Annotated in this window: 1 pseudogene; it reads left to right on the forward strand. The window is 76.3% G+C overall.

The features are described from left to right. Nucleotides 1–265 precede the first annotated feature (265 nt). A pseudogene (locus JNW98_RS37005) lies at nucleotides 266–670 on the forward strand (DNA polymerase III subunit gamma and tau); the annotation flags it as partial.

Here is a 670-nt window from a genome sequence, read left to right on the forward strand (position 1 = left end):
TCAGCCCGGTGCCTGGCCGTCCGCCGCCGCCCCGGCGCAGGGGGCCGCCCAGTCCGGCGACCAGCCCGCTGCGCGGCCCGGCGGCTGGCCGTCCGCTGCCGCGCCGTCCGCTGCCGCGCAGACGCCTCAGGCGTCTCAGCCTCCGCAGACGCCTCAGCCTCCTCAGGCCCCCCAAGCGCAGCAGCCCCAAGCGCAGCAGCCCCAAGCGCAGCAGCCCCAAGCGCAGCAGCCCCAAGCGCAGCAGCCCCAAGCGCACGGCGGCAGCGTGGACCAGGCCCGCCAGATGTGGCCGCAGATCCTCGACGCGGTCAAGAACCGCCGACGTTTCACGTGGATCCTGCTCAGCCAGAACGCCCACGTGAGCGGCTTCGACGGCACGACGCTCCAGGTGGGCTTCTCCAACGTCGGAGCCCGCGACAGCTTCGCCAACAGCGGCAGTGAGGACGTCCTCCGCCAGGCGCTCGGCGACGCCTTCGGCGTGCAGTGGAAGATCGAGCTCGTCGTGGACGCGAGCGGGGGCGGCGGCGGTGGCGCCGGTCCGGCCGGCGGCCCGGGCGGCGGCTTCGGCGGCGGTGGCGCGTACGGGGGCGGTGGCTCGTACGGCGGTGGTGGTGGCGGCTTCGGTGGTGGCGGATCCGCAGGCGGCGGAGGCGGCGGCTTCGCGCCGGGC

The sequence above is a fragment of the Streptomyces huiliensis genome, from assembly GCF_020037025.1.
GTDB classification, from domain to species: Bacteria; Actinomycetota; Actinomycetes; order Streptomycetales; family Streptomycetaceae; genus Streptomyces; species Streptomyces huiliensis.